The organism is Bdellovibrionota bacterium, assembly GCA_040386775.1.
GTDB lineage: Bacteria > Bdellovibrionota > Bdellovibrionia > Bdellovibrionales > JAEYZS01 > JAEYZS01.
Map to the genome: position 1 here is coordinate 26,953 of JAZKEU010000018.1, position 24,326 is coordinate 51,278.

General features: G+C 37.6%; 36 protein-coding genes. 16 read left to right on the plus strand and 20 right to left on the minus strand.

What is annotated here, in order from left to right:
• Positions 1-34: 34 nt before the first annotated feature.
• Entirely contained in the window at positions 35-655 is a 621-nt protein-coding gene (gstA, locus tag V4596_11880) for a glutathione transferase GstA (protein ID MES2769835.1), read from the minus strand.
• A gap of 119 nt (positions 656-774) precedes the next feature.
• On the opposite strand from gstA, the gene V4596_11885 reads away from it, so the two are divergent.
• Positions 775-1,395, plus strand: a complete 621-nt coding sequence (locus V4596_11885) for a DNA-3-methyladenine glycosylase (GenBank protein MES2769836.1) — start codon at positions 775-777, stop codon at positions 1,393-1,395.
• Here V4596_11885 and V4596_11890 read toward each other — a convergent pair.
• The 3 genes from V4596_11890 to V4596_11900 all read right to left on the minus strand — a co-directional run bounded on the left by V4596_11890 (position 1,379) and on the right by V4596_11900 (position 3,411).
• Positions 1,379-2,065, minus strand: coding sequence for an HAD hydrolase-like protein (locus tag V4596_11890; GenBank protein ID MES2769837.1), 687 nt, complete (start codon positions 2,063-2,065; stop codon positions 1,379-1,381). The two genes, V4596_11885 and V4596_11890, sit on opposite strands and share 17 nt — an antisense overlap.
• Positions 2,066-2,112: 47 nt before the next feature.
• Positions 2,113-2,940 (minus strand): DMT family transporter, encoded by an 828-nt coding sequence (locus V4596_11895; GenBank protein MES2769838.1) that lies wholly within the window; start codon positions 2,938-2,940, stop codon positions 2,113-2,115.
• A 102-nt stretch (positions 2,941-3,042) separates the two neighbouring features.
• Complete coding sequence (locus V4596_11900; protein MES2769839.1) at positions 3,043-3,411, minus strand: response regulator; 369 nt, start codon at positions 3,409-3,411, stop codon at positions 3,043-3,045.
• Positions 3,412-3,574: 163 nt separating this feature from the next.
• Here V4596_11900 and V4596_11905 point away from each other — a divergent pair, with 163 nt between their 5' ends.
• Positions 3,575-4,054 (plus strand): GreA/GreB family elongation factor, encoded by a 480-nt coding sequence (locus V4596_11905; protein ID MES2769840.1) that lies wholly within the window; start codon positions 3,575-3,577, stop codon positions 4,052-4,054.
• Here the strand turns inward: V4596_11905 and V4596_11910 are convergent.
• From V4596_11910 to V4596_11920, 3 genes are read right to left on the minus strand one after another with little or no spacing between them, the layout of a single operon-like run.
• Positions 4,040-4,291, minus strand: coding sequence for a YheU family protein (locus V4596_11910; GenBank protein MES2769841.1), 252 nt, complete (start codon positions 4,289-4,291; stop codon positions 4,040-4,042). The two genes, V4596_11905 and V4596_11910, sit on opposite strands and share 15 nt — an antisense overlap.
• 2 nt (positions 4,292-4,293) lie before the next feature.
• On the minus strand, positions 4,294-4,932 hold the full coding sequence (locus V4596_11915) for a hypothetical protein (protein ID MES2769842.1): 639 nt from the start codon (positions 4,930-4,932) through the stop codon (positions 4,294-4,296).
• Positions 4,933-4,942: 10 nt separating this feature from the next.
• Positions 4,943-5,497 carry a chalcone isomerase family protein gene (locus V4596_11920; GenBank protein ID MES2769843.1) on the minus strand — a complete coding sequence of 185 codons (555 nt, stop codon included), beginning with the start codon at positions 5,495-5,497 and terminating at the stop codon, positions 4,943-4,945.
• Positions 5,498-5,705: 208 nt separating this feature from the next.
• Here V4596_11920 and V4596_11925 point away from each other — a divergent pair, with 208 nt between their 5' ends.
• Positions 5,706-5,900: a hypothetical protein gene (locus V4596_11925; protein ID MES2769844.1), complete on the plus strand. Its 195-nt coding sequence runs from the start codon at positions 5,706-5,708 to the stop codon at positions 5,898-5,900.
• 139 nt (positions 5,901-6,039) lie between these two features.
• On the plus strand, positions 6,040-6,930 hold the full coding sequence (locus V4596_11930) for a glycerophosphodiester phosphodiesterase family protein (protein ID MES2769845.1): 891 nt from the start codon (positions 6,040-6,042) through the stop codon (positions 6,928-6,930).
• 51 nt (positions 6,931-6,981) lie between these two features.
• Here V4596_11930 and V4596_11935 read toward each other — a convergent pair whose 3' ends face one another.
• From V4596_11935 to V4596_11950, 4 genes are all read right to left on the minus strand, one after another.
• On the minus strand, positions 6,982-7,200 hold the full coding sequence (locus tag V4596_11935; GenBank protein ID MES2769846.1) for a hypothetical protein: 219 nt from the start codon (positions 7,198-7,200) through the stop codon (positions 6,982-6,984).
• A 113-nt stretch (positions 7,201-7,313) separates the two neighbouring features.
• A complete protein-coding gene (locus V4596_11940) occupies positions 7,314-7,772 on the minus strand; it encodes a YaiI/YqxD family protein (GenBank protein MES2769847.1) in 459 nt (152 codons plus the stop codon).
• 43 nt (positions 7,773-7,815) lie between these two features.
• Positions 7,816-8,058, minus strand: coding sequence for a hypothetical protein (locus V4596_11945; GenBank protein ID MES2769848.1), 243 nt, complete (start codon positions 8,056-8,058; stop codon positions 7,816-7,818).
• A gap of 78 nt (positions 8,059-8,136) precedes the next feature.
• Entirely contained in the window at positions 8,137-8,670 is a 534-nt protein-coding gene (locus V4596_11950; GenBank protein ID MES2769849.1) for a YchJ family protein, read from the minus strand.
• 99 nt (positions 8,671-8,769) lie between these two features.
• Between V4596_11950 and V4596_11955 the strand changes: the two genes are divergently transcribed.
• The 5 genes from V4596_11955 (at position 8,770) to V4596_11975 (ending at position 12,460) form a co-directional block, all read left to right on the plus strand.
• Positions 8,770-9,099 (plus strand): MGMT family protein, encoded by a 330-nt coding sequence (locus V4596_11955; protein MES2769850.1) that lies wholly within the window; start codon positions 8,770-8,772, stop codon positions 9,097-9,099.
• Between the two features lie 40 nt (positions 9,100-9,139).
• Positions 9,140-10,735, plus strand: a complete 1,596-nt coding sequence (locus V4596_11960) for an ATP-binding cassette domain-containing protein (protein ID MES2769851.1) — start codon at positions 9,140-9,142, stop codon at positions 10,733-10,735.
• Positions 10,736-10,895: 160 nt separating this feature from the next.
• Positions 10,896-11,600: a response regulator gene (locus V4596_11965; GenBank protein ID MES2769852.1), complete on the plus strand. Its 705-nt coding sequence runs from the start codon at positions 10,896-10,898 to the stop codon at positions 11,598-11,600.
• A 12-nt stretch (positions 11,601-11,612) separates the two neighbouring features.
• A complete protein-coding gene (locus V4596_11970) occupies positions 11,613-11,927 on the plus strand; it encodes an Hpt domain-containing protein (GenBank protein MES2769853.1) in 315 nt (104 codons plus the stop codon).
• Positions 11,928-12,166: 239 nt separating this feature from the next.
• Complete coding sequence (locus V4596_11975; GenBank protein MES2769854.1) at positions 12,167-12,460, plus strand: helix-turn-helix transcriptional regulator; 294 nt, start codon at positions 12,167-12,169, stop codon at positions 12,458-12,460.
• Here the strand turns inward: V4596_11975 and V4596_11980 are convergent.
• Positions 12,457-13,155, minus strand: coding sequence for a hypothetical protein (locus V4596_11980; GenBank protein MES2769855.1), 699 nt, complete (start codon positions 13,153-13,155; stop codon positions 12,457-12,459). The two genes, V4596_11975 and V4596_11980, sit on opposite strands and share 4 nt — an antisense overlap.
• Positions 13,156-13,195: 40 nt before the next feature.
• On the opposite strand from V4596_11980, the gene V4596_11985 reads away from it, so the two are divergent.
• Positions 13,196-13,804 (plus strand): rhomboid family intramembrane serine protease, encoded by a 609-nt coding sequence (locus tag V4596_11985; protein ID MES2769856.1) that lies wholly within the window; start codon positions 13,196-13,198, stop codon positions 13,802-13,804.
• A gap of 52 nt (positions 13,805-13,856) precedes the next feature.
• Here the strand turns inward: V4596_11985 and V4596_11990 are convergent, their stop codons facing one another.
• The 4 genes from V4596_11990 to V4596_12005 all read right to left on the minus strand — a co-directional run bounded on the left by V4596_11990 (position 13,857) and on the right by V4596_12005 (position 17,147).
• Positions 13,857-14,855, minus strand: coding sequence for a hypothetical protein (locus tag V4596_11990; protein MES2769857.1), 999 nt, complete (start codon positions 14,853-14,855; stop codon positions 13,857-13,859).
• 96 nt (positions 14,856-14,951) lie between these two features.
• A complete protein-coding gene (locus V4596_11995) occupies positions 14,952-15,947 on the minus strand; it encodes an HNH endonuclease (protein ID MES2769858.1) in 996 nt (331 codons plus the stop codon).
• 366 nt (positions 15,948-16,313) lie between these two features.
• On the minus strand, positions 16,314-16,571 hold the full coding sequence (locus V4596_12000) for a hypothetical protein (protein MES2769859.1): 258 nt from the start codon (positions 16,569-16,571) through the stop codon (positions 16,314-16,316).
• A 165-nt stretch (positions 16,572-16,736) separates the two neighbouring features.
• Positions 16,737-17,147, minus strand: coding sequence for a hypothetical protein (locus tag V4596_12005; protein MES2769860.1), 411 nt, complete (start codon positions 17,145-17,147; stop codon positions 16,737-16,739).
• 84 nt (positions 17,148-17,231) lie between these two features.
• Here V4596_12005 and V4596_12010 point away from each other — a divergent pair, with 84 nt between their 5' ends.
• Positions 17,232-18,167 carry an ABC transporter ATP-binding protein gene (locus tag V4596_12010; GenBank protein ID MES2769861.1) on the plus strand — a complete coding sequence of 312 codons (936 nt, stop codon included), beginning with the start codon at positions 17,232-17,234 and terminating at the stop codon, positions 18,165-18,167.
• Positions 18,164-18,925, plus strand: coding sequence for an ABC transporter permease (locus tag V4596_12015; GenBank protein ID MES2769862.1), 762 nt, complete (start codon positions 18,164-18,166; stop codon positions 18,923-18,925). Before V4596_12010 ends, V4596_12015 begins: the two co-directional genes overlap by 4 nt.
• Here the strand turns inward: V4596_12015 and V4596_12020 are convergent.
• The gene (locus tag V4596_12020; protein ID MES2769863.1) at positions 18,915-19,214 is read right to left on the minus strand and encodes a DUF3817 domain-containing protein; all 300 of its coding nucleotides are present in this window, start codon (positions 19,212-19,214) and stop codon (positions 18,915-18,917) included. The genes V4596_12015 and V4596_12020 overlap by 11 nt on opposite strands.
• Positions 19,202-19,666: a hypothetical protein gene (locus V4596_12025; GenBank protein MES2769864.1), complete on the minus strand. Its 465-nt coding sequence runs from the start codon at positions 19,664-19,666 to the stop codon at positions 19,202-19,204. The genes V4596_12020 and V4596_12025 overlap by 13 nt, the downstream gene beginning before the upstream one ends.
• A gap of 110 nt (positions 19,667-19,776) precedes the next feature.
• Between V4596_12025 and V4596_12030 the strand changes: the two genes are divergently transcribed.
• From V4596_12030 to V4596_12040, 3 genes are all read left to right on the plus strand, one after another.
• Positions 19,777-21,159, plus strand: a complete 1,383-nt coding sequence (locus tag V4596_12030) for an MATE family efflux transporter (protein ID MES2769865.1) — start codon at positions 19,777-19,779, stop codon at positions 21,157-21,159.
• Between the two features lie 72 nt (positions 21,160-21,231).
• Entirely contained in the window at positions 21,232-21,636 is a 405-nt protein-coding gene (locus V4596_12035) for a hypothetical protein (GenBank protein ID MES2769866.1), read from the plus strand.
• Positions 21,637-21,692: 56 nt separating this feature from the next.
• Positions 21,693-22,097 carry a DoxX family protein gene (locus tag V4596_12040; protein MES2769867.1) on the plus strand — a complete coding sequence of 135 codons (405 nt, stop codon included), beginning with the start codon at positions 21,693-21,695 and terminating at the stop codon, positions 22,095-22,097.
• A gap of 24 nt (positions 22,098-22,121) precedes the next feature.
• Here the strand turns inward: V4596_12040 and V4596_12045 are convergent, their stop codons facing one another.
• Together V4596_12045 and V4596_12050 are read right to left on the minus strand one after the other, a co-directional pair.
• Positions 22,122-23,198 (minus strand): alkene reductase, encoded by a 1,077-nt coding sequence (locus tag V4596_12045; GenBank protein ID MES2769868.1) that lies wholly within the window; start codon positions 23,196-23,198, stop codon positions 22,122-22,124.
• 55 nt (positions 23,199-23,253) lie between these two features.
• On the minus strand, positions 23,254-23,751 hold the full coding sequence (locus tag V4596_12050; protein ID MES2769869.1) for an SRPBCC family protein: 498 nt from the start codon (positions 23,749-23,751) through the stop codon (positions 23,254-23,256).
• Between the two features lie 168 nt (positions 23,752-23,919).
• Between V4596_12050 and V4596_12055 the strand changes: the two genes are divergently transcribed.
• On the plus strand, positions 23,920-24,276 hold the full coding sequence (locus V4596_12055) for a zinc ribbon domain-containing protein YjdM (GenBank protein MES2769870.1): 357 nt from the start codon (positions 23,920-23,922) through the stop codon (positions 24,274-24,276).
• Positions 24,277-24,326: the final 50 nt, after the last annotated feature.

Consider the following 24,326-nt stretch of genomic DNA (forward strand, 5'->3'; position numbering starts at 1 on the left):
GAGTGTAAACTCATGCACACTGCTTACATAAGACTTAAGCAGATTTTTGAGACTTAATACCATCATGTTTTAAAGCATTTTGAACTGCTGGGCGATTTTGAATAGTTTCAAAGTAGCCCATGATTTTTGGCCATTTTGTTAAATCCATACCAACGCTTTCTGACCATCTCACAACTGTAAACAGGTAAGCATCAGCAACTGTGAATTGAGCGCCCATTAAGAATGTCTTTCCATTGATTCTTTCAGCAAGGTAATCAAATCTTGTAGCCAATTCTTTTTTAGCATGAGCTTTTGCATCGTCAGAAAATCCTGGCTTTACAAGAGGTCTAAAGTTTCCATGGATTTCTGTAGCTACGAAGTTTAACCATTCTTGGCAACGGTATCTTTCGATTGTTCCACTTTTTGGAATTAAATTTTTTGCTGGAACTTGATCAGCAAGATATTGCATGATCACAGCGCCTTCAGTTAAAATTTCTTTATTGTCTAATTCCAAAGCTGGAACATAACCTTTTAGGTTAATCGTTTTGAAGTCTTTTCCACCTTCTGTTTTTCTTGTCTTGAGATCCACCTTTTCAGATTGGTATGTGATCCCGGTTTCTTCGAGAACGATACGTGAAGCTAGAGAACATGCTCCTGAGGTATAGTATAATTTCATTAATTGCTCCTTTGGTTTGCACTAAGAATTAAAATCTCTTAGTGTGATTTGCTCTAGAGATACTAAAGCTCAGGGCGTACCACTTCAACGTGACCCAGACCATTTTTCGGAGAAAAATTGTGAACATTTCCACACATAAAAAAGCAATGCAGCACTTCAAAAAAGTAGATCCCGATTTATACAAACAAATTAGACATTTGAAAGTTGACGCGATTGTTCCTAAAAAAAGTTTAACGCCGGACGCCTATTTGGTGCGTTCTATTATATCGCAGCAAATTAGTACTAAAGCCGCGGCCTCAATATTAAAAAAATTTCTAGATTTATTTCCTAAACAAGAATTGTGTCATGCACATCTCGCCTCACTTACAGATGAGCAGCTTCGTGGAGCGGGATTGTCTCGAGGTAAAACTGTATACATAAGAGATCTTTCTACAAGATTTTTAAATGGAGAACTTCCCGATCATAATAAAATTAAAAAAATGTCTGACGAAGAGATCATCGAATCCTTCGTTAAAGTAAAAGGCATTGGAGTTTGGACGGTACAAATGCTTTTAATTTTCTTTTTGAGAAGAAAAGATGTTTGGCCTGTTGGTGATCTAGGTGTACAAAAAGGTTTTCAAATTGTTTTTAACAAACGAAAGCTACCGAATAAAAAAGAAATGGAAAAACGAGGAAAGAAATGGGCGCCGTACAGATCCGTTGCCGCTCTGTACTTGTGGAGAGCTACAGACTCAGAATAGGAAGTCTTCTAGATTCAATCACGTTATGGTGAATTGATTTTAGTTTATCGTAATTTTGATGACCATCAGCGATCAATAAAATATCAATACCTAAATTCTTACCGACAGCATGATCGTGATCTGTGTCACCAATCATAATGGTTTTAGAAAGATCCTTGCCAGAAACTTCAAGAAGCTGTCTGCCTCTTTCAATTTTACTCGCGGCATAGAAATCACCTAGGCCAAAAATATTATCGAAGAGATGATCAATATTTAAAAATTTTGTAATGTCATTCAGATGACCTTGTTGTCCAGCGGATAAAATGGATTGCATCTTTTGATTTTTGATTGCAGTGAGAATATCTGGAGTACCTTCAAAAAGTTGAGCGAGGTGAGCACGTTTGTGATTGTACTCTTGAACAAAGCGATCGCATAGATAATCAAAAGAAACTTTCTCGAGATCAAAACCTACATCTTTGTAATACTCCATTACAGGAAAGCGGAATACATTTTTATATTGGTCGTTGGTTACTCTAGGAATATTGTGTTCATCAAGAAGTGCCCCAAGAGCGTCAACTGCGATATCCAAATCATCAAGAAGGGTGCCGTTCCAGTCCCAAATGACATGTTCATAAGAAGAAACTTTATTTAAAATAATCTCTTTAAATGGTACATTTTCCTGTAGATTCATGGGGCGTTGATAACACTACAGAATATCTTTGTAAATTGAATTCCTATCTACTTTTTATTTCCTAATATAACTCCTGAGATAACCAGCAAAAGAGCTAAAATTAGGACAACACTTGGACTTTGCTTTAGGGTGAAAGTGAGTAAAGCCGTTGAAATCACAGGGGTAAAGTAAGATATGGGCGCAACCGAGATCGCCCCCATTTTTTTGATAGCAAAATCCCAAAGATAGAATGCCGCACCTAGAGGCCCGATTCCGATTATAAAAATAAAAATCCAATCCTGTTGAGTGGGGTGAAACCTTTCACCTATGAAGTAAGAAATTAAAAGGCAAATAATTCCAGAAGCAAAACAATAAATCCCAGTTTGCCATACTGAAAACTGAGTATTCGAAAGACCCAAAGAGAAAGTCGCCCAAATGATCGCCGAAAATAACGAAAAGAGATAACCAATCTGCAAGACCGATTCTTGTGAGATGCCTTTGGAAGCAATGGCGATCACGGCGCCTGTAAAGCCAAGAACTGCCCCCATCAATTGAAACTTTGTAAGTGGTTTCTTAATCATAAAAGGAGCAAGTAAAATTATTAAGAGTGGCCAGAGATAATTTACGAGATTGGTTTCTATTGCAGGTGCATTTCTCAACCCTAAAAAATAAAATATATGAAAGCCTGCAATGCCATAAATGCCAAATAGAATATTTTTAATGTCCAGTTTCCAGTCGTTGATTTTGTGTACCGATATTAAGGAGCCGATCAGCAAAGAAGCTCCTGTTAAAAAAAATGCAGGGACATTTGCAACAAAAGTAGAAAGACTGGCAAGACTGGCCCAAAGAAGTATGGATAAAAATGCTGCTCCAAAAGCTGAGTATCTAGAAATCATATGAGTAAAATTACCACTTCCCTGAGGCTTTTGGGTACAGTTGTTTAACGAATCAGATCAATACGGTAATCGCTCAGCGGAATAATAGTGTATATTTGTAAATCAACAATAGCTTTGAATATAATCCAACATATGAGTAACGCTGACAGGCTTTCTCAATACGCCAGCAGCGCCTTCTGGAGTTTCGATATTATTAGAAACAGCTGACACCACAAGTACAGGGAGTTCTGCTAATTCTTTTATTTGAGCTTTTTTCCACTCCATAAACTGCCAACCATCCATTATAGGCATCATGAGGTCTAAAATAACTATGCATGGGGGATTTGATACAATCATTTCTTGAGCTTCTTGGCCATTTTCGGCAGTGAGGACTTCGTACCCTTCGGTTTCCAGACGCTTCTTTAAAAGAAGTCTAATATCAATGTTATCGTCTACAACCAGTATACGATTTATACATGCTTTCTTTTCCATCCCTTTACCTCTCTGTTGTATCTGTTGTAGACACCAGATCTAGCTCAGAATAACACAAATGAAAAATAAACAGTGAGTTTTGGGAAGTTGTTATGGGAATTACACATTTAGTCGTTGAGGCAGTGACTTTTTTTAAGGTATGATCTGAATCATAGAGGTGCCTGTGGATAAGAAAAAATTAGTGGAAGCAATTCTTGGTAAGCTAGAATCAGAACGCTTGATATTGATCGAAGCTGCACGCGCAACCTATGATGCTGCCACTAATGAAGAAAGTAAGCCTGAGAACGAATATGATACGAGAGGATTAGAGGCTTCCTACCTTGCAGGCGCTCAAGCAAAGCGCGTGGCCGATATCGAGGAAGTGATCGCTCTTTGCAAAAGTCTAGAAGTAAAATCCTACACTAACAACTCTCCAATTGGAGCCTCGGCACTAGTCCAGGTAGATTACAATGCAAAGAAAAGCTACGTATTCTTAATGCCAAAAGGTGGGGGAACTCTTGTTACATTTGATAGTAAAACCATTCAAGTGATAGCACCAAATAGTCCTCTGGGAACTTCATTGCTCGGATTAAAAACTGGAGATGTGGCTATGGTAGAAACTGAAGCGGACGTTAAGGAATACGAAATTCTATCGGTTGAATAACTTCCAATCTCTGTTTGTCATAAGAGTTGCTGAGTCTGTGTTCGGGTCAAAAACAATTTTAACATCACCTTTTTCAAGCTGTTTTCTGATTTGTTTTACCTTGCTATCGTGTGGAATTTCGTTAACACCGTAATCGGTTCCCTCTCTCATAATGAAAGCATCAATCATTCCATCGAGTGCATCTGGACTTAAAGCAGTAAGGGGAATTTCGATAGGTGGTTGTTTTTCTTCAGTCATGGCTATAACCAATATAAATCTATTGGAGTTTTGTCATTAGAATTGGACTTAAACTTTACGGCAAATGGCTTTTTAAAATCGATTTTATTTCCGCAGACTAAGTCCTGACTAAATATACTACTGGTTTCAACACTACGTGGGCTGCCAGGCTTATATGTTTTTGAGAAAATTTCATTTAAAGTTCTTACAATAGATTCGTATTCTTGCTCGGACTTGATCATAGCCTTATTTTCATTCTCCCCAATATTAGAGATGTGAACTTCATAATTTTTCAACTCTGATTTATCACTTTTTAAAAAAACATAAAAACAAGAAACTTTATTGAATAGATAAGCTTTATAAGTATCTGCAATTTTTCTATATTCATAACGGTTATAATCATCTTTCGATGATTTTAGAAATCCAACAGAATCAATGAGAGCGCCAGTGAGAGGAATCACGGAAATATGGGCGGTATCTTGGCTAGAATAAAATCTAGATAAATTTTCATCAAGCTCAGAAAATTCAATTTTTTTTGTGATTTCATCTTGAACGTATTTAACATCTGTAATCCTAGAACTGCTTTGCGGGGTAGAATAAAAACCGTCTGTCGTTGCGCAAGCAGATAGGATTAGAATAAATATCACCATGATTGTTTTCATAAATTATGATTTAATTTTTCTTTAAACCAAGCAATCCATTTTTAAGGCCAGTATCTGAAAGATTCATAATGTAAAGCTTAAGCATTGTTTTTGTGAAATCAGCCCCCGCTACCGTTTGTACAGGCTCTTCGTTAATTTGCACTTCGAGTTTATCAGCCAAAAAAGTCAACTGAATGCGATCCTTACTTTTCATTCCTCTTAGTAAACCGAAGAATTTATTGAGATCTTCTCTGTATACATAACCTTTATCCGCGTTTTTAAAGAAACCTTCATTCCAAGCTTCTTTTAACTTGTCCATGCCTACCGACATTAAAAAACGCATATCGATTCTTTTTGGTGTTGTCGCCTCAACAATCACTTTTGGATCTGTCGATGGTGTAGCAACATACAGTCCACCGACATAAACTGAAAGAATGCTCATTGCGGTGCGGATGCCGATACCATTCAATTTTAAAGTCGTAGTACCAACCTTGAGTTCTTCTGGAAAGTTTAAACCCTTCACTTCCTTGGCTTGTGCTCCAATAGCAATTAATGAACAAAAAATAATTGTGAAAAGTTGTTTCATGGAATCTCCTTTGATCATTAAATCATAATATAAAAATGGTTTGAATCAAGACTAGATTAACATATTCATATGGCATTGCGGGACATAGTTCCGCTACGTAGGTCATATTTCTTCTTTAAACTTTCTCTACGCAGCGTGAAGTACTGCTAGAGCTGGCATAGTAGGTGCACTACATATATTTATTACTAACCAACAAAAGGAGAATAAAATGGCACAGCCAAATGAACAAACACCAAAGCGTGAGGATCAATCTCAGAGATCAGATCCGAGCAAATTTGGAGAAAAAGACGGAAACAATCAATCTCGTAATGACAAGAATGATGATACTCGTCAAGACTCCAATCGTAAAGATGTGAAGCCTACGGATATTGTAAGAGAAGCACCAACAAAGAGTCACAGTTAATTTTTTGAGTAAATCTTAAATTAGCAGCAATTCTATTGCTGTTACTCTGGTGGAAGGCAGGCTTTAGTTAGCCTGCCTTCTGTTTTTAGGTTGCTAATTAATCCTCAATAAGTTTGACTTGGAACATTGAGGAGATCACATGACACATTTGTTTTTTACATTAGCATTTTTAATTGTATTTGACGGTGCTAGGGCTCAACCGCGTAAATTAGAGATTCAAGGACACCGTGGTGCTAGAAGCGTAAGGCCAGAGAACACATTGAGTGCGTTTAAGTACGCTTTAGAAAATAAAATAGAAGTTCTTGAGATGGACTTGCAGTACACCAAGGACCATGTTTTGGTTCTTGGACATGATGAAAAATTAAATCCCAATATTTGCTTAGATCCTATGGGGAACAAAATTAAAGCAGATTCAATTTCAGTAAATTCTTTAACTTTAGCAGAGCTTCAAAAGTATGATTGCGGGAGTCTAATCAATCCAAGATTTCCCAAACAAATACCGTCACCTAAAGAAAAAATGCCTACATTTGCGGAAGTGTTAGCTTTGGTGAACAATTACGAAAAATCTCAAGGTATGAAGTACAAACTCAATGTTGAAATCAAGGTTCCTAATGAGTATGTGAAGGCGAATACACCGAGAATGGTGAAAGAGCTCATTGAGGCTGTAAAGAAACATAAAATTTATGATAGAACTGTTCTTCAATCTTTTGATATCGAAGTTTTAGATGTGGCTCGAGCAAAAGATCCAAAGCTTCAGACTTCATTTTTAATTGAAGAAAAAATGGATGTTATTTTAGCGAAATTGAATTTAAAAACTACAAGTGATCTCATTAGAAAATATAAATTTAATATTTTATCTCCAAACTTTAAATTGATGACGAAGGTTCAGGTTAAAGATCTTCAATCACAAGGAATTCAAGTTATTCCTTGGACCGCAAACGATCCACAAGATTGGAAATCACTTCTTGATATGGAAGTCGACGGAATCATTACCGACGATCCTGTGGCGCTCAAAAGTTTTCTCAATTAAAAGATCTCTTAGCTAAAACTAAAAGATGAGTGGGGCAGTAAAATATAACCCTTAATGAACGGGAGGATGGGAATAAGTGAAAGTCTTATCCTCGAGTTCAAATTTTTCTTCAGGATTATCATCATAATCAAAGTAATCGTCTTCATCAAAGTATTGATCTAAATGATCATTGAAGTAATCATCCTTTGGTTCGGAGTAGCCAAATAATATTTTTCCAGTTAGATTTTTTGTATCGAGTTCGCAAAACTCGTAGCAATCAAATTTTTTCATAGAACCCTCCTGCTTATTCAGAATACTCTCATGAAAAATAGAATTCAAATGTCGTTAACGTCACAATTGTGGTGAATTTTTGGAATAAAAAATTCATTCGATATATTCATGATTTAGCGATCTTTTTTTAATAGTCTTGTAAGTTCTCTGTCAAAACCACTTGCAAACTTTGCCTTGTCCTTTGGTCCAAGTGGTGGAGGGCCGCCGCGGAGTTCTCCAAAGCTTCGAAGATCTTGCATAAGATTTCTTGTTGCTAAAACTTCTTTTACATTTTCTTCTGTATAAACATCTCCACGAGGATTGATTGCGACAACGCCTTTATCGACGACAAAGGACGCGAGCGGAATGTCTGCTGTAATAACAAGATCGCCAATCTTACAATTGTCTACGATGAATTTATCAGCCACATCCAAACCATCTTCAACAACTGTGATGGAAATGAGCGGGCTCATCGGTATAAACATATTACTATTGGCAACTAGAGTGACGGGAACGGATCTTTTGATGGAGGCATTAAAGATTATTTCTTTGACCATCTTGGGGCACGCATCTGCATCTATCCATATCATCATAAATTATGCATGCTCCGAGATGGTTTTAACTATCTTGTCTTAACTATTCTTTTACTTTTAGTTTAGAATCATTTTCTTTGATGAAAGCTTGGATCTCATCAGCGATACCAAGAAGTTTAATCCATTGTTCTTTATAAAGAGTTACTGGAAATCTTCCCATACCATAAACTGATAGAGCACCTTTTTCGCTCACTTTCATAGAAAGTGTTCCGCGTGCAGCTGGTTTTTTAAGTGCTGCGTTCTCAGCCTTTAGTCTTTCAATTTCTGCTTTTAAATCGTCTGCCATATGTACCTCGTTGTTATCTGACAAGGCTAGATGACTTCATAATAATGTTCAAGTCCATATTCATTCTCAATTCGAGTTTTAAACACTTGCTCCGTGACACTTTTTGAATTTTTTCCCATTACCACAAGGACAAGGGTCGTTTCTTCCTACCTTTGGGCCGTCTCTTACTACGGTTTCTTGTTTTGCATGATGATGGTTATGGCCCTGACCTTCTTCGTGAGTGTGGGCGTGACCATCAACAAACATCCAAACCCCTTTGTCATTTTTTTTAAACTCCGAAACTTCATGATGATCTAGAGTCTTTCCGCCTTCTTTAAAAGTAGCGGTGAATTCTACGGTGCCTTTAGTGTCTGTTGAAGTTCCTTTCTTAACGGACATGATCTTAAGACCTTTCCACTCCGCATTAGCAGCCCACTCTTTTGAGGCTTGCTCGTCAAAATCTTTTTTAGATTCTGGAGCTAAAGTCTTTTTGATGTAATTGATGTCGCTCATAGTGTAAGCGGTGTACCTTGAGCGCATCAGTTGCTCGGCTGTTTCTGGAAGTTTTTCACCCTTAATATAGGGTCCACAACATTTTGAAAAATCATTATTTGATCCACAAGCACAATTCATAAAAACTCCTTAAAAAATTTTACCAAAAAAACTAAAATCAAAGTCACCACAAGGGTATAAGTTGAATAAATATCTATTAAGGATTATTTAATCAAGTTCATGAAAAAGCCAACAGAGTTTTCGTTAAAAGTGATCAAAGCAATCAAAAGTATTCCAAAAGGTAAGGTTGCTACTTATGGTCAAATCGCCAGAATTGCAGGCAAAGAGCATGCTTCGAGGGGAGTCTCGTGGATTCTTCATTCCTGTTCCAAGAGCCACAGTCTTCCTTGGCAACGAGTACTCAATTCCAAAGGACAGATCTCTTTTCCCATTATGACGAGAAATCACACGCGCCAAATGAATCTTTTGAAAAAGGAAGGCATTGAATTCTCTGAAAACGGACAAATAGATATGACAAAATTTCAGTGGAGCAAGAGAGGCCGGGTTTAGTGTTGTCATTTTTAACACTTTCAAGTACAAAATCTCTTCTATGATCAGCACCGCCAATGTCAGCTTAAGATTCGGAGCTAAAAAGCTCTTTGAAGACGTAAATGTTAAATTTACGCCAGGCAATTGCTATGGCTTAATTGGTGCAAATGGTGCTGGCAAAACAACCTTCTTAAAGATCTTATCGAAAGAAATCGAGCCCAACACCGGGGAAGTGATCATTGATCCCAATCTTCGCATCTCTGTTTTAAAGCAGGATCATTATGCTTTTGATGAGCATACCGTTCTTCAAACTGTATTGATGGGCAATGAAAAGCTCTACAGTATCATGCAGGAAAAAGACAAGATTTATGCGAATCCTAACTTTTCGGAAGCAGATGGAATCAGAGCTTCAGAGCTTGAAATGGAATTCGGAGAATTGAATGGCTGGGAAGCAGAATCGGAAGCGAGCACCATGCTTGCGGGACTCGGAATTGATGAATCTCAACATCAAAAATTAATGAGCGAACTTGTCGGAGGAGAAAAAGTTAAAGTTCTTCTTGCTCAAGCATTGTTCGGTCAGCCCGACATCCTACTTCTGGATGAGCCCACGAACCATTTGGATATTTATGCAATCAAGTGGCTAGAGGAGTTTTTACTAAAATTTGAAAATACAGTTATCGTAATCTCCCATGATAGATATTTTTTAAATCGCGTATGCACACACATGGCAGATATTGATTTTTCAAAAGTGACAACCTTCACAGGAAATTATGACTTCTGGAGACAGGCAAGCGAACTCAATCAAAGATTATTATCTGCGCAAAACAAAAAGAGCACGGATAAAGCAGAAGAACTCAAAGCCTTCATTCAAAGATTCAGTGCGAATGCTTCAAAATCCAAACAGGCTTCGTCTCGTCAAAAACAATTAGAGAAGCTCACATTCAATGACATGCCTATATCTTCACGTAAACAGCCTTACGTTGGTTTTGATCTTAAAAGAGAATTGGGCAATGATGTTCTAGCTGTAGAGGGGATTTCGAAAACTTTCGAGGGTTCGCCTTTACTTAAAAACATAAGTTTTATGATGAAGAAGGGCGACAAGATCGCTCTTCTTGGCAAAAACGATTTAGCCAAGACTATACTTTTAGATATTCTTGCAGGTGAGGCGAAAGCAGATTCAGGAACTTTTGCTTGGGGAACAACAACTACAAGAAGTTATTTTCCGACAGAGAATTCAAAATATTTTTCGGGCGATGAAGACTCATTAGTGGATTGGCTGAGACAATATTCCGAAGACAAAGATGAATCATTCATACGTGGCTTCTTGGGAAAGATGCTATTCAGTGGAGCTGATGCTCTTAAGAAACCAAGAGTTTTGTCTGGTGGTGAGAAAGTGCGCTGTATGCTATCCAAGATGATGCTTTCTGGAGCTAATGTATTATTATTAGATGGTCCCACTGCGCATTTGGATTTAGAAAGCATTACGGCGGTCAATGAGGGCATTTCTAGATACAAAGGCAGTGTTATATTTACCTCTCATGATCATGAATTTATCCAAACCGTGGCTAATAGAATAATCGAAATTGATACAGGCATTATCTATGACAATCATATTACATATGAAGAATATGTAGACATGAAAAAAGCTAAATCATAAAATTGCATTAGTATTCGAAGGTTCGAACCTACCGCAAAAGGGGCTTTTTTCCACCCCAATTCTCAAGACAATTGATTCAAAAAAACACAGTCTTAAAATTAAACAAAATAATTATTAACAATTATTATTTACGTCCGATGAAATAATATCGAGGTAAATTATGGCACGCATATTGATTGTAGACGATTCTAAAGAAATTTTGGATTTGGCAAAAATGTTTTTATCAGATTCCGGGCACGAGGTGCTGACAGCAGCCAATGCAATGGATGCCATGGAGCTTTTGAATACTTATAGAATTGATCTTGGAATTTTTGATATAGAAATGCCCTATACCAATGGATTTCAGCTTTCAGAAACATTAAAGAACAGCATGAGATATAAATTCTTTCCAATTGTGTTTATGACCGGGAGAAAAGAAAAAAAAGATGTGGAGCGCGCTATGAAGGTTAAGGCTGAAGGCTATATTTTAAAACCTATTGAAAAAGATAAACTCAATGAAGCTATAGATTTTGTTATTAACAAAATTTCCCCATCGAAATATCCAAATGTCGAAATTTCCAAGACGGTTTTATCAGAAAATGCCCAGGTGATTAAAAAAGAGCCAATAAAAATAAAATCCATTTCAGATGTTGGGCTTCTTGCTGAAAGCACCAATCGTTTCAAGATTGACGAGGTGCTAGAACTCAATTCAAGTCTTTTTCATGAGGTTGGAATCCCGCCGGTTGCATTTCGCGTAGCTAATATTAGAGAAATGGTAACGGGCATCTGGGAAGTTAAACTCGTTTTTATCGGCTTAAACTATGAATCAGTTCAGAAACTACGATCTTGGATTTTATCTCAAGACATAAAGAATATCGCCTCTTAAGGAAACAAAAATATGTCAGCTGCAAAAAAATTATCTCCCGTAATAATCGTGGATAAGGCTTTAGAAGAGATTATGGTTAACTTTGTTCAGAACCGAATCAATGATCTCACGGCTATAGAGACGGCAGTCTTCAAAGGAGATTGGGAGGAAGCCAGGCGCTATGCACACATTGTTGCAGGTGTATCTGGTGGTTATGGCTTTACTGAGCTCGGTGAGCAGGCAAGACTTATTGAGAAATATATTGAATCAAAAGACAGAGATAAAATTATAGCCTCTATCTTTTATCTTAAAGACTATTTAAAAATTGTAACTGTGATCTATAATTAACTACAACAGCTCAAAGAGCCGTTGTTTCAAGATCTAAAAGCAAGACGTTCTTCTAGCGGTATATTAATACCATTAATTTATATAAATTCCTGTGATCCATATAAGACTCGGGTAAATAATCCCGATATAGGGATCCAATTCATAAAATTGCTCAGATGTTGTGCATGGGTATACTGTATTCTTTTATCTAAGTAATAAATTTTGTTTACATACATTAAATAATTATTAATAAATAAATATTGTTAAATAATAAACATGCAAGAAAGAAAAATGAAATGGAATTCAACACGCTAGCCTCTAATATAGGCAAAAACATAAAGTATTATAGAAAACAATTGGGTCTCTCACAGAGTCAGGCTTGTAAGAAAGTCTCTTGTGATAAGAGATTTTATCAGAGGATTGAAGCTGGAAAGGCAGGGCTCACGCTTCGCACGCTGCTTAAAATTTCTTTAGCTCTTGGCATGCCGATCTGCGAACTCTTTAAGATGGATATCATTGAGAGTGAAAATCAGAGTGAGAAAAATGATTCTTAATGTTTGTTCTTATTTTGTTTCCAACAATAAGTTTTAAATTCGCAGAGATAAGGGCGTTTGCAGCGCTCACCGGTTCTTTCGATGGGCTCGGAAGTTGTATTGAGCTTGGCTTGGTAGGTTTTGATATTCTCGGCAATTTGATTGCTATGACTAACGATATCGCTGTCCAGAGCATACATTACGAATTTTCCAGTGCTGTCTAACTTTCCTTTGGGAGAAAAACCTCTGGTCGGAATCATGATGTAAGATTTTTGAATTTGGATTCCCGATCCGTCAAGCACCCACTTTTGAATTGCAACATCATCATAATGAGGATTGGGCTTGACGTTACTGGAGGATTTAACTTCGATAAGATTCCAGGTGCCATCATTATTATTTTCTAAGATATCAACTCGTACTAAAACATCATTATGTAAAAATGCTCCTTCAAAAATTGCTGGTGGATTTTTGCCCAAAGCCTTTTTAGTTTCGGCTAATGCAAGAGCACCCTCTTCTCTTGGCACATCAATTAGTACTCCATTGGGAAAGCTTTCCGTTGCGCGTTTCCCAACGCCGTGTCCGTAGTCAAAGAGTCTTTTTCTGTAGCTGTCGATGGGGTCTTGTGCTTCGGGCTTATGGAAGTGCAGCCAGAGGGCTTTTGCACAATTTTTGCCCTTACAGTATAGAGTTTTTGATAAACGATAGGTTTGTGACATATAGTTGTGTTACTATAATCGGACTATAAAAGGCATATCAATGAATACCATTCGAATCATAATTTTTATAAACATCCTGGTGTTCCTCGCTTGGAATATCCCGCTTCCAGTCATAGATTCTGACTTTATGCCTCTTAACTTTCTAATCAGTTGGGATGCGCTGTCAGAAGGACGATATTGGACACTCGTTACATCAGCGTTTTCGCACAATATGTTTTTGCATATTTTCCTTAATATGTACGTACTTTATAGCTTTGGTAATGTGATTTTAATGACCATTGGTCTTAAGAGATTCTTGTGGTTTTATTTTGTTGCTGGAATTTTTAGTTCTTTTGCTCACGCTGCTGTTTCGGCGTTTATCTTGGGACAACCCGAGCTTCCGGCACTTGGCGCTTCCGGTGCAATTGCGGGAATTATACTTTTATTCTCCTTACTGTATCCAAAAGAGAAAATTTTAATCATGGGGATTATCCCGCTTCCAGCGATCTGGGGAGCTGTAGCATTCATTGGTCTTGATATCTGGGGCCTGGTTGCGCAAGCGGGCGGCCACGGCCTTCCTATCGGTCACGGAGCCCATCTCGGCGGGGCCCTCATCGGAATTTTATACTATCTGTATTTAAGAAAATTTTTAAGGAGCAGAATAGTATAACAAGTCAGCGTCCATTTGAAAATATCTTGATCATAAAAATGTGGTTTTAGAATCAATGTTCATCCATTTTATTTAAAGTATCATTAAATTCTGAAATAATCATATGAACACTTAGATCCTGGTTTGGAAATTGTTTTAGAATACTTTGTAATCTCCATCTAAACACCATATTAACATCTTTGCCCCAATTCCATGTTTCAGGCATTGGACGCACAGGTATTTTTTGTTCTTGGAAATAGAAGGGTTGTTTTAAATCTCCTAAAAAATCAGACGTATATATTCCTGATGAAAATTTTTCTTGTTTATTTAAAAGAATATGTGAGAAATCAACAGTTAAGCTATCAAACAGTGCAACCTGATTATCAATGATCTTGGCAACACGCTTTTTAAATACTGTTGAACGGGATAGTATCGGATCATTTAAAAGCATTAGTAAGAAGCTAAATCTCATCTGCATTTTAATGAGAATGTTTTTAGGTAAAAATAGAGCACCAAATAAATGAACCGATGTATCATGAATAAATATTTTTGAATCTAATCCAATTGGAAATAATCCGTCGACAATGTATTTAGCATAAATGATATCTGGTATGATCTTACCTGGAACTAAAACAACACGTAATCCTGAGATTCTATTTTGGTTTGGAAATGAATCAATCAAATTGTTGAGGGTGCTTTCATCGGGAATAAGGTATGTATCGCGATCTAATAATTTAAATCCAAGTACTGAGGCATAGTCAGGATATTTTCTTATTAGATCTCTTATGCTTCCTCTATAAAAACCGGATGCTTTAGAGTTTAAATCCACCGTCACAGCTATTTTATTAGGATATCTACGAATAGATCCCAGTTGATACGGTTTTTCATTAATCCTTTCAAACCATATATTTTCTGTAACAAATTCAGAATTTGATCCATTTGATCCAAACAACTTAACACATAAACCTACAGACAAATTTGGTTCAGCAGATGTTGTATTCGTTGACACTACTGTCATAACAACAAGAATTAAAACCATCTGTAGCAATGATCGTTGATAAAAAAGTTTCATATATTGTTATAAATGAAATTAATATGCCAAAATTCAATGCAGCTTTATTGCAACAGTTTTTACTATATCGATTTCTAATGATTACTAGCTTAAAACTTACAGACTACTTGGTTGCATCCTAAATATACGATCTGTAACAAGCTTATGATGTTGGAAGCACAGAAGTCTCAAATTCTGAACTGTGGTTTCGCCATTAAATGCCACCGGTCTTATGTGATCGTACTGTATTAAATGTTTGGAATTGCATCTTCGCTTAGTTTCCCGATAAGTGAAAGTGCAACATCCTTTATCTCTCATATATACTTCTTGCTTGATAGTTCCTGGAATATAGCGGTTGGTAGGTTTACACATTTTTCGATTCGTAGAATTTGAGATTTCTTTTGATAAAGTTCCAACAACATTTTTATTTATCTCTGGTCTTTCTTTTGCTTCTTCTTTTAATTCCACTTGTTGCGAGGTAGAAGCTCTGCGTTGTGATGGGTCTTTCTTTTTTATGACCATATCACACATAAGCTCTAAGAGTTTGTTCAAGTCTCCCTCAGGATTTTGATGAGAGAGTAAGTTTTTAACTTGGTCTATTTTATCTTTAAGATCCTTTTTTATAGTGAGTTTAAGCTCCGTATATTCTTCGCTGATTATTCTCTCCTTTGATCTTGCAATTATAGGTTCAGGAGAGAACTTGATCAGTTCGAGCTCACATTCTCTTGTGGATTTATTCTCTATCTTTTGAACGAGTTCTTTCTTTTCTAAAAGATTTAAGGGTTTTTCATCTTTATAAGCCTGTCTAATAAAGCTTTGAATTTTTGCCGCATTAGAAAGACTCAAAGAACCTTCTTTGATTTTAGCTTCAACTTCAGGAAGGTCACGAATTAATCTCATGGCAGATATTCTTCTTTGGGCTTGGGACTCAGAGTACTTTAGTTCTCTTAAACAATATTCAAAAAGACTTGAAAACCCCATTTCCAAATGAAGTTTTCTGATTTCGATCTCCCTTAAATGATGAAGGATCTCTGTAGTTGTTTTTCTTTCTTCCGTAGAAAGTCTTTTAGCGTTTTCTAGTAGGCCTTGATTTGAAAAATGTTTTAAGTTCATGGGGATCTCCTTTGAGTAAGAGAGAACATAACATGGATTTTAAAACTTAAAGATTTGAGAGATTTAAAAATTGAAATACATATTGATAAAATAATATTAGACGCACATAAAGGCTTTCTATTAACCACAGCGAAGATAAAATTAAAAACAAAAGGAAATATAAAAATAACTAAATGTAGTTCATTTAATCCATCAAAAAGCTCGTCAACTTTATTTTGAAATATTAAAAAAATATTTTTTAAATAACGCAATTGAGACACGTAAAGGTGCAGGGCACTTTTTGCTCCCTTTTGGTTTCAAAATAAAAAGCCGACTCCTTTCAAGTCGGCTTTTTATTTTCTAACAGCAAAGTCCAAGAGAATATTATTATCGTCTTGCTGTTACTTGGTCGAAACTGATCGAGTTGATCTCGGTAGCACGCTGATCAATAGCTCTTACGCGATTCACAAATCTATCACCCAAGATTTTTTTAGGGCTGATATTGAGTGGATGAATTGGAATCGATTGCATTATTTGTTCCAGATGATATTCGGGCTCAACGGGAACAAGTATTTGCTCGCGATCCAAGTGTAGAGCTGGAGGAGATGCTACCATAGCGACGATGATTGCGCTTGTCGTTGTCATGGGTTCCTCCTTTGTTGGTCGTTTCACCTTTGATTCTATCAACGATAAAGCAAATAGAATTTTTCGATAACGCCACAACTCTCAAAAGCTTTGTATGAGAGCAAAGTGTCTCTTAATAAGATAATGTTAAGATATCGATATAATAACGTGCTGGATTGATATGGGTTAATTTCTTAAAAATGGTTGAGGGTGTTTATACAAATAATAAAGAGTGAATGCGCCATAGAGGAAAAAGAAGATAGAAAAATTAAAAAAGCACCCTATAAGATAAAATGCTGCAATCGACATGATGTATTTTCGTGCCCAATTTTTGTAGTCTGATAAATAGTAATAAGCCAAAAAATCAAAAATTAAAAAGGCAAGCAACAAAAGTGTACCAGTTCTTTGTAATGTGGAAACCATGGATGCGATATCTAAATCTTGTGTCGCTAAACCATTTTTCTCGATCATGGTGTTGATGGATTTATTATCGTTTAATTCTTTCCAAAATCCATAAACGCTATAGCTATCTAGAATAACTCCAGCAAAGATTATAAATTGAAGAATCGACGCCGAATTTGTTGGCTTTTGGCTCATGCATAAATATTACGCCTTATCACGCCACATGACAACGCGAGATTTAGTTCGATTATAGAAACAAGTAGTGGCAATATAAAATTCATGAATACAACATCTGATATTGTCTCCGTCGCTCAGCTCAATAAAACTTACGCACCAGATTTCAAAGCTCTAAAGAATATCAATTTAAATATTCGAAAGGGTGAGATCTTTGCCCTTCTTGGTCCCAATGGCGCGGGGAAAACCACGCTCATCAATGTGATCTGCGGAATCGTAAATCCTACAAGTGGGAAAATCACTGTTGATGGTAGCGATATCATTCATGATTACAGAAAGTCTCGTTCGAAAGTGGGGTTGGTACCTCAAGAGTTAACTATCGATATGTTTGAAACGGTGTGGGATACTGTGAACTTCAGCCGCGGACTTTTTGGTAAGCCCAAAAATCATGCCTATGTCGAAAAAATCTTAAAAGACCTATCTCTTTGGGACAAAAAGAACAACAAGGCCATGTCACTCTCTGGCGGAATGAAGAGAAGAGTGATGATTGCAAAAGCATTATCTCATGAACCAGAAATTCTATTCTTAGATGAACCCAGTGCGGGCGTGGATGTCGAACTTCGTCGGGACATGTGGGAAATGGTAAGAAAGCTTCGCCAAAGTGGAGTCACAATCATTTTAACTACACATTATATCGAAGAAGCTGAAGAAATGGCGGATCGTATTGGTGTTATCAGTAAGGGTGAAATTATCTTAGTGGAAGATAAGAAAGCTTTAATGAAAAAATTGGGTAAAAAACAGTTAATGCTAAATTTACAAAATCCACTGAGTCAATTGCCATCACAGTTACAAAGTCACAGTCTTGAGCTTTCCGAAGACAAATTGCAATTGATCTACACCTTTGATTCTCAAGCAGAAGAAACGGGAATCGCGCAACTTTTAAGAAAGCTTGCCGAAGCGGGAATTGATTTCAAAGATCTCAAAACAACAGAGAGTTCTCTCGAAGAAATTTTCGTTAAACTTGTCGGAGGTCGCAAATGAATTTCCACGCCGTAAAATCCATTTATTGGTTTGAGTTAGCGAGATTTTTTAGAACGCTTTTCCAGAGCATTGCTTCTCCGGTTTTATCGACCTCACTTTACTTTATTGTATTTGGTTCAGCAATTGGCTCTCGGATGACAGAAATTGATGGTATCAGTTATGGAGCATTCATTGTTCCTGGATTGATTATGCTTTCGGTTTTAACCGAAAGTATTTCCAATGCCTCCTTTGGAATTTATATGCCAAAATATGCAGGAACCATTTATGAAGTGTTATCGGCACCAATTTCTGCTTTTGAAATTGTCATGGGTTACGTGGGCGCGGCGGCGACGAAGTCTATTCTTCTAGGGGTGATAATTCTAGTGACGGCGAGGCTATTTGTGGATTTCACCGTAGTTCATCCTATTTGGATGTTGACGTTTTTGGTTTTAACATCTGTATCCTTTAGTTTGTTTGGATTCATTATTGGTCTGTGGGCGGACGGCTTCGAAAAACTTCAAGTTGTTCCCTTGATGATAATTACACCACTCACTTTCTTAGGCGGAAGTTTTTATTCGATAAAAATGCTTCCTGAATTTTGGCAAAAAGTAACACTATTTAATCCGGTTGTTTATTTGATCAATGGATTCAGATGGAGCTTTTACGGAGTTTCAGATTTTAATGTGAACACAAGTATCCTTATGATCAGTATTTTCTTGGGATTGTGCCTGGTGGCTGTATGGGGTATTTTTAGAACTGGTTACAAGATTAAGAATTAACTAAATACTTTCGATCAAACCAGAATGATCCAAATGGAATCGAAGACATAATCACGGCCAAAAGAGTTTTCTTAGCGGGCCACTTGTGATTGATCACGATGGTTAAAAGCGTATACATGTACATTAAAAATAAAATTCCATGAATGCTTCCTACTATTTTCACCGCTTCCGGATATCCAAAAATTCTTTTTAAAGGCATTGCGATAAACATTAAAACAAGAAGTGATGATCCTTCAGCTAGAGCCAGAATTCGAAAATATTTAAGATCTAAATTATTTAAAGGAACCATTTGAATAAATCCCTTCCATAAATAAGTCCAGGCCAAGGAATGGCCGAGCTCACAATCACAAAAACAAGTCCGAATACTATAGAGTAAATTTTAAATCTTTTTTCTTCCGGAGATTTTCTTGCGCGGGCCTTGCCTATATGAAATAAACCCAAGGCAAAAATCATGGTGAGACCATGGCGGATAGTGAAGAATGAAATCACATTATTTTGAAGAGCGGCTCCAGGATCCGCGAATACGGCTTTGGTGAGTGGGCTTCCGGCAAGCCATAAAATAAATCCAAATAGAATTTGATAATTAAAAATCTGATCAAAGGCCCAAATGAAATTAGTATCGGAATGCTTCCATGGCTTTTTCTTTAGCCAACCGTAAGTGGATCTAAAGAAAAAATAAATAATACTTAAATAAACAATCCAGCGAAACCAAGAATGAACAAATAATATGGGCTCGTACACGTTGAGTACCTCGAGTAAGTGTAGGAGGGAGTAAACATCATTCAGTTGTTTGACGCAACAGTTAGTATGTTATAAATTAACTATAACAGTACACATGAAATGGGAAGTCCGTGGAAAAAATAAAGAAAGTATACGCAATTGTTAAACAATCACTCAATGGAGAGCAGCAAGATTATACAAAAGGCAGCATTTCGATGGCCGTGGTATTACTAGCTATTCCAATGATCTTGGAATTGAGTTTAGAGAGTGTATTTGCAATTGTGGATATGTTTTTTGTCAGCAAATTAGGCGCAAGCGCCATTGCTACGGTTGGTCTCACAGAATCTGTAATTACGATTGTCTATTCTATTGGTATGGGGCTTAGCATGGGGGCAACCGCGATTGTTGCAAGGCGTGTAGGAGAAAAAAATCTAGAAGGAGCTGCCCACGCGGGGGCTCAAGCCATTCTGATATCAATTGCGATTTCTGCAATTCTTGGAATTGTAGGGGTTATCTATGCTTCAGAAATTCTAAGATTTATGGGTGCAGGAGAAGACGTTATTCGCGACGGAACTATATTTGCCCAAATCATGTTTGGCGGAAGTTATGCAATCATTCTTTTATTCTTAATTAACGGTGTGTTTCGGGGCGCCGGTGACGCCGCAATGGCAATGAAAAGTTTGTGGATAGCAAGTATTCTGAACATCATATTGTGTCCAATTTTTATTCATTTTTTTGGTTTGAAAGGTGCGGCGATTGCTACTCTCGTTGGCAGAAGTAGTGGTGTGCTCTATCAAACTTTTCATCTTTTTAGCGGAAAAAGACTTTCACTTAAATTTGAACTTCGTCATTTTGGATTGGATTTTCCAATCGTTAGATCAATGATCAATATTTCTTGGCCTGCAAGTTTACAGATGATTATAGCCAGTGGAAGTTGGATTGTGCTGACCAAATTAGTAGCTGAAACCGGAGGAACAGACGCAACCGCGGGATATCAAATAGCTTTAAGAAATTTTGTATTCTTTATTTTGCCCGCTTGGGGCTTAAGTAATGCAGCAGCGACTCTGGTTGGACAAAATCTCGGTGCAAAGCAATTTGAAAGAGCCGAGCAAAGCGTAATGCTCACGGCAAAATACAATGCGATCTTTATGTTCTTTGTAACGCTGCTATTTTTATTCTTTGCTGAACCTATCGTTTCGTTCTTTACAAACGATGAAGCTGTTCTTGCCTATGGAACTCGTGCATTACAGATTATTGGCTCGGGGTATGTTTTCTACGGAATAGGGATGGTAATGGTGCAGGCCTTAAATGGTGCTGGCGATACTAAGACTCCCACTTTGATTAATTTCTTCTGCTTTTGGCTGTTACAAATTCCGTTAGCGTATTTTTTAGCAAAAGGTTTAGATCTTAAAGCCTCTGGAGTGATGATCGCGGTCCCTGTTTCAGAAGTTTTTATTGCCATCATTGCATGGTATTATTTTAAAAAAGGTAAATGGAAAGAAGTTAAAGTTTAATTTTTATGACGAATCATCGTGTGCGAGAAATTCGAAGGAGATATGGCAACTATGAGTGACAATGCAAATCAAATTGATCCCAGTCCTTTTAAAAGTTTAGGTGCCATCGTGGCGGGTTTTATTGCAACGGTAGTGATCACTACGCTAGTGGATATGATTATGCATCAGACGGGAGTGTTTCCATCTTTTGATGTTGTGATGTCTGATGAGCTTTTTATGTTGGCATTGTTTTATAGAATTATTTTAAATTCTTTTGGTTGTTTTATTGCAGCAAAGCTTGCTCCGTACTTTCCGATGAAACACGCTTTTGCCCTCGGAATATTTGGTATGATCATGGCAGGCGTAGGCGCGTACATGATGTGGGATAAGGGGCCGGCGTGGTATTCGATCGCCAATATCGTGATTGCACTTCCCTGTGCGTGGATCGGTGGAAAACTGTACGAAAAACAAAGCAAGAAATCATCTGGTGACAGATAAAATATTTTTTGATTTAGTAGCCACGTTCATATGAAAAATACATCCAAGGAGATACAATGGAAAAATTAAAACAATTTACACGCAATTCAGATTTGGGATTATTGATTTTTAGATTATTTGTGGGTCTGGCAATGGCATTGACTCATGGTTTGGGAAAGCTTCCACCACCTGAAAGATTGGTTGAGGGATTAACATCTATGGGGCTTCCAATGCCAGGAATTATGTCATGGGTAGTGGCGCTTGCAGAATTCGGCGGCGGACTCTTAATCGCAGTTGGATTGTGTACAAGATTTGCGGCAGCAATTTTGGGTTTTACAATGTTGGTGGCGGGATTTGTAGTTCATGCAGCTGATCCGTTTGGTGTAAAAGAATTAGCGTTCTTTTATTTAGCAGCTTGTGTACTTTTGATCTTCACGGGCGCCGGCAAATATTCTTTGGACAGCAAAGTTTGCAAGAAGTAATTTTTTAAAATCCTTCGGCAGAAACTATTTTCTTACGAAATTAGTTTCTGCTAAGTATGGATAGTCTGTATAACCCTTACTTCCCTCAGAATAAAATGTTTCAGGAATTGGTGTGTTGAGTGGAGCTCTCTCGGCGATGCGTTCAACCAAGTCAGGATTTGCGATATATAGTTTTCCAAAGGCTACGGCATCTGCTTCACTTTTTCTTAAAGTCGCGTGCGCAGATTGAAGTGTAAAACTATCATTTGCAATATAAGGTCCTTTAAAAATCTTTTTCAACTGTGGCCCAATGCTATCAGGTCCTTCAGATTCACGAACAAATAAAAATGCGATTCTTCTTTTGCGAAGTTCTTCTGCAAGATATCCAAAGGTGGCAATGGGATTGGAATCTTTAATCGTGGCAGAATCTCTAGGTGCAATATGCACTCCTACTTTATCTGCGCCCCACACTGAAATCGCGGCATCTGTAATCTCCAACATAAATCTTGCGCGATTTTCTATAGAACCACCGTATTCATCCGTACGTTTGTTTGACCCATCTCTTAGAAATTGATCTGGAAGATATCCATTGGCTCCATGAATTTCTACACCGTCAAAGCCTGCTAGTTTTGCATTCTCGGCACCTTTTCTGAATTCTTCTACGATGTGTGGAATTTCTGAAAGCTCAAGTGTTCTTGGTGTAGGGTAGGGAGTCTTTGGTCGAATGAGACTTACGTGGCCTTCGGCAGCAATTGCACTTGGTGCCACCGGCGATTCTCCATTCAAGAACATTGGATGAGAAATTCTCCCGACATGCCAGAGTTGTAAAACTATTTTCCCGCCAGCTTTATGAACACCTTCTGTGATGTACTTCCAACGTCTCACATGTTCTTCGGACCAAATTCCAGGAGTATTGGCATAACCCACGCCCATGGGTGTTACGGCGGTGGCCTCGCTGATGATGAGTCCTGCGGAAGCTCTTTGCACGTAATATTCAACCATCAATTCGTTGGGAGTTCTTCCGTCTTCACCCGAAGCTCGGCAGCGGGTGAGTGGGGCCATGATGATGCGATTATCTAATTCGATGGAACCAAGTTTGATAGGCTGTAACAGTTGTGACATAGAAGGCATTCTATGACAGAAATCCTTCTACTGTCATCAAATTGAAAAAAATCCTTTAAGCGTTTTTATTTTTAGCAACTTCCACTAATTGATCTAGTGCTTTTCCCCAACCATCAGTAAAGCCCATGTCTTCGTGAATTTTACGATCTTTGGCATTCGCATGCATTACGATAGCCGTGTATTTTGTGCTACTGCCTTTGGCTTCAAGGTAAATGATCGCAGTAAAAAGTAAATCGGCGCCGTTTTCAGGTTTTGCAATAGGGCGAAAACCTGGCAGAAGTGCTGAAGTCCATATTAATTTTTGATTTTCAATAATTTCTAAATAACAGCCGACATTATTAAATCTTTTTCCTTCAGGAGATTCCATTGTAGTCCTAAAAGCTCCGCCGGGTTTTAAATCCATATGACATTCGATAGTTTTCCAAGGGCGCGGAGTGAACCATTGTTTCAATTGTTCAGGATCAGTCCAAGCCTTCCAGATGAGTTCAGGAGAAACATCCACAACTCTTTCCAACACAAGATCAGTTTCAAAATTAACTTTAGGTGGTTTCATTTTACTTCTCCTTCTTTAATTTTATTCAGCGTCGGTAAGTTGATCAAGGTATAACCTTACAATACCGCAGTGCTATCTGGCTTAAGCATTGATAAGCAAGGGTGACTAAGATAAATTTTAAGGATAAATTTTAAGCATGAACAAATAGACTATAACCGAGGAGAAATCATGGCTACCGAACCCAAATGTCCTAAATGTGATGGCGAGGCGACGTATGCGGATGGAAATCTGTGGGTTTGTCCGTTGTGTTCAAATGAATGGAGTCAATCAGCGAAAGCGGAAGTTGCGGAAGCTGAGCCTGAGGGTTTTGTCGTAAAAGATTCCAACGGAAATATCTTGATCGAGGGCGATACCGTTGTAGTCATCAAAGATCTTCCGGTGAAAGGCGCACCAAAGCCCATTAAAACCGGCGCTAAAATGAAAAACATAAAACTTCGAGATCACGGCGATGGTCATAACATCTCAGGGAGACTCGAAGGTTTTGGTGATATGAATTTAAAATCAGAGTTTGTAAAAAAAGCTTAAGTGAGCTTTACCCCATATTTCTTTAGCGTGGCATTGGGTTTGCTCTACTT